We start from the raw sequence: 3,980 nt of genomic DNA, 5'->3' as shown, positions 1-3,980 counted from the left end.
ATGTACGACCGCATTCTTATAACGGCTATCGTACGCCATTCGAAGCGAGGTATTCAACATAAGTTTATTGGACACTCGTGTTACAAAAACGCTTGACCACAACACCTTCAGAGGCTCCTCTCTACGGAAAAGTATTAACTAGGGGTGGCGTCTAACGTATTGTTAGATGTCAACCTTTTGTTATGTAAGGACGGTGTATCATGCTTATCAAGTTTGCTAAACCTTCGGAGATACCACAATCTTGGTATGGCCCGGAAATCGGGTTCAATTTTGAGACAGAGGATAAATTTTCGATGCACCTAATTGTAATCCTACATAGGAACCTCTTTTCTTTTGCAAAGAATCATTAGGCAACATACCCTCTCTTGTGTTATAATTTTCTTATATTTGAAACGTAGGAGGGAAGGCCGTTGTTTGCAAAGACCTATGGTGCGACGACCCTCGGGATAGATGGACGGATTATCGACGTTGAGGTGGATGTGTCGCCCGGGCTGCCGGGATTTGAGCTGGTGGGGCTTCCCGATACGTCGGTGAAGGAGTCGAAGGAGCGGGTACGGACGGCAATTCGGAACTCCGGCATTCAGCTGCGGCAGGAGCGAGTAACGGTCAATCTTGCACCCGCCGATGTGCGAAAGGACAGCTCGGGGCTTGATCTGCCGATCGCCGTTGGACTCCTTGCATCCTACGGTATGGTTCCGGAGGCGGCGGTGCAGAGTGCGCTTTTCTCGGCAGAGCTTTCCCTCGATGGGAACTGCCGACCGATCAGCGGGATTCTCCCAATGGCGATTACGGCGCGGGAACATGGTCTGACGGAGTTCTACGTTGCACCGTCGAATGCAGACGAGGCACTGCTCATTGACGGACTGAAGGTCTTTGCAGTAGAGAATCTGGCACAGCTTGTGCGCCATCTGACGGGCACGGAAACACTGACTCCTGCCGTGCCAAAACAAATTAAAGACACAAAAGACAACGCCTTCACCGATGACTTTGCGGACGTACAGGGGCAGTATCAGGCGAAGCGTGCGCTTGAGATTGCAGCAGCGGGAGGGCATAACGTCCTCATGGTCGGTGTACCCGGTTCGGGCAAGACGATGCTGGCGCGCCGCATGAGTTCGATTCTGCCGGAGCTGACGAAGGAAGAAGCCATCGAGATCACGAAGATTTACAGTATCTCGGGGCTGCTTGGCAAGGATACGGGGCTTGTGACGACGCGCCCCTTCCGCAGTCCGCATCATACGTCCTCGACGGTGGCGATGATCGGCGGTGGGAGTATCCCGCGCCCGGGCGAGGTGACACTCGCGCATCACGGCGTTCTCTTTCTCGACGAGCTGCCGGAGTTCAGCAAGAAGACGCTTGAGGTGCTGCGTGAGCCGATCGAGGATCGCCAGATTACGGTGTCGCGTGCGAACGCAACGCTGACCTTTCCCTCTAGTATCATTTTGGTAGCCGCGATGAACGAAGTAACGTTGATAACGATACAATGTAATGGTGAACGAGAGATGGCTTGATTTTTCAGCCTTGACAATGTTTGCTACAGTGCATACTATGATAGTAGAACAAGATGAGGAGGATAGCGAGGAAGTGAGAATTATCAAGAAGGATGTTCCTGCAGAATATGGTGTGCTGATTCAGAAGTTCCGTCTGATTGACGATACGTTTTTCAACGTGTGTTTTGACAACTATACCGAGGGAATGCAGCTCCTGCTACGTATCTTTTTTGGACGAGATGATCTCATTGTCAAACATGTTGTCACGCAGCAGAGCGCGGACAATCTCTATGGTCGCGGCGTGCGTTTTGATGTGTTGGCGGAGGACAGCGAGGGAAAGCTCTACGACTGCGAGGTGCAGCGTGCAAACGAAGGAGCGATCCCGCGTCGGGCGCGATACAACAGCAGCATGATGGACTCGCGTGAATTGGAAAAAGGAGAGGATTTTTCCAAACTGCCCGAAACATGGGTGATCTTCATTACAGAAAATGACATCTATGGAGCGGGTTGTCCGCTGTACCATGTGGAGCGAATCATCCAAGAGCTTCAGCGACCGTTTGATGATGGGGCGCATATCCTCTACGTCAATGGTGCAAACCGTGATGATACGCCACTCGGACGGTTGATGCAGGATTTTTTCTGCGAGAATCCAAACAAGATGAATTATAAGGAACTTGCCAAAAGAGCGGATTACTTTAAAGCAGAAGCAGAGGGGGTACATACCATGTGCGAACTGATGGAGAAATTCGGAGAGAAGAAATTGGAAGAGGGGCGTGAGAAAGGACTTGCTGAGGGGCGTGAGGAAGGACGGATGGAAGGACACCGTGAGGGAATGATCGATATGGCACGTTCCCTACTCATGCTGAACGTTCCTGTCGAAGTGATCGAGAAATCGAGTGGATTGACCCGTGCGGAGATTCTAGCGTTGTAAGACGCATCTGCTAAGTGGTATGGATGCAGGAAGAAATACCTCTCGTCTTTAAGGAAGCACGGATAAATTTAGCACGGCCATTTTGGCGCATCTTTTTCGTCCTCTCATCGTTGGCAAATCCTCCACATAGCACAACGACTATGCGTCTGGTTTGCCTCCGTGATAGGACATAAAATCTACAGCAAATCTATACTGTACCCAAGGATGTGGACACGCAGAAAGAAGGGATGGGGTAAAACCTTGGCAAAACACTGTTCCGATGAAAATGATTCTAGGCAAGGCGAATCCTTTTTCGTGGACAGATCCCAAGGCAGGAAATTGCCGCTGCGTTTGATGGAGAAGCCCATATCCATGGACAGCTCCAAGAAGGTGGAATCCCTTGAATATGGACAAAGCAAAAAGGTCTGGAATCCTTACAACAGGACATTGGTTTAAGGGAGTGAATCCTTCAGAATGGACAAAGTTGCCACGGTCGATGAAAGATGAACCCCATCCTCTAACCCTGCATCGATTTGCTGCTGGCTCGTCAATGGAAGCACCCAAAGGAAGCCGCCTATGAGAGAATACAGCACCAAAGAAATGAAACTGCTGCGAGCGAACCCCTACACACTTCGAGTAACCAAGCACAAACTGTATTTCACTATCCGCTTCAAAGAAGCCTTTCAGACGAGCTATGAAGCGGGGAACAGCCCGAGGAAAGTGCTCGAAGACCTTGGCTATGACCCGAAGATGTTTGGGCAGAAGCAGATCGACAGCATTGTTCAACGCATCAAGAAAGAGGCCGCCTCACCGCAAGGCTTTACAGAAGGGCAAAACAGAGAACGCCGAGCATCGAAGCTGGTAGAAGAGAATGTCATGTCCGTAGAACGGATGTGCCATGAACTGAGATACCTGAGGCAGGAGGTCGAATTTCTAAAAAATTGTCAAACATGCCAACACGAAAGAAAGACGCCCCTCATGACGACCTGTGAAAAATTCGCCGTCATCGAAGAAACGCTGCAGGGCAAAGGCAATCTCCTGCAAGTTGGCATGCTCTGTGAGATTGCTGGTGTATCGCGCTCGGGCTACTATCGCTGGAAACACGCCGCTGCAACTCGTGCGGCGAAAGAACGTCAAGATGAAGAAGACTTCCGACACATCCTGAGAGCCTATGGGCAAAGAGGTTACGCCAAAGGAGTACGGAGCATCTACATGTGCATGCTGCACTGGGATCCGCCGATCATCATGAATCTCAAGAAAATCCGGCGATTGATGAACAAATACGGATTGTTGTGCTCGATTCGGAAAGCAAATCCATACCGGCGCATGGCTAAAGCCATGCAGACGAATCGAGTAGCGGACAACCTCTTGAATCGGGAATTCACCCTGCACGGGTGACGCAGAGCCTTGTTGACGGATATCACCTACATCCCCTATCCGGAAGGAACATGCTGCCTCTCCACGATACTGGATGCCTACACGCGTCAGATTCTTGCGTATGTACTGAGCGACTCCTTGGAACAGGACTTTGGTATTGTCAAGAACAGTTGACAAATTTCTCACAAGGGAACGACCGTTTAAGT

The 3,980-nt window shown here is 50.5% G+C and carries 4 protein-coding genes and 1 pseudogene; 4 read left to right on the top strand and 1 reads right to left on the bottom strand.

Features of this window, described 5'->3' with window-relative positions:
- Positions 1-410: 410 nt before the first annotated feature.
- Positions 411-1,508 carry a YifB family Mg chelatase-like AAA ATPase gene (locus ACO6BQ_RS12140; protein WP_489121317.1) on the top strand — a complete coding sequence of 366 codons (1,098 nt, stop codon included), beginning with the start codon at positions 411-413 and terminating at the stop codon, positions 1,506-1,508.
- 73 nt (positions 1,509-1,581) lie between these two features.
- Positions 1,582-2,418 carry an Rpn family recombination-promoting nuclease/putative transposase gene (locus ACO6BQ_RS12135; RefSeq protein ID WP_489121314.1) on the top strand — a complete coding sequence of 279 codons (837 nt, stop codon included), beginning with the start codon at positions 1,582-1,584 and terminating at the stop codon, positions 2,416-2,418.
- 48 nt (positions 2,419-2,466) lie between these two features.
- Here the strand turns inward: ACO6BQ_RS12135 and ACO6BQ_RS12130 are convergent.
- Positions 2,467-2,594 (bottom strand): annotated as a pseudogene (locus ACO6BQ_RS12130) (secretion protein HlyD).
- Positions 2,595-2,973: 379 nt separating this feature from the next.
- On the opposite strand from ACO6BQ_RS12130, the gene ACO6BQ_RS12125 reads away from it, so the two are divergent.
- Positions 2,974-3,795 carry an HTH domain-containing protein gene (locus ACO6BQ_RS12125; protein ID WP_489121312.1) on the top strand — a complete coding sequence of 274 codons (822 nt, stop codon included), beginning with the start codon at positions 2,974-2,976 and terminating at the stop codon, positions 3,793-3,795.
- Positions 3,796-3,804: 9 nt separating this feature from the next.
- Complete coding sequence (locus tag ACO6BQ_RS12120; protein WP_489121311.1) at positions 3,805-3,948, top strand: hypothetical protein; 144 nt, start codon at positions 3,805-3,807, stop codon at positions 3,946-3,948.
- The last annotated feature ends 32 nt before the right edge of the window (positions 3,949-3,980 follow it).

Source organism: Centipeda sp. (in: firmicutes) (genome assembly GCF_057271695.1).
This window is presented reverse-complemented; position numbering and strand designations above follow the sequence as displayed.

What these genes read in the sequence shown, in the direction of transcription:
- ACO6BQ_RS12125 (WP_489121312.1), top strand. Translation starts at nt 2,974, where the DNA reads ATGAGAGAATACAGCACCAAAGAAATGAAACTGCTGCGAGCGAACCCC.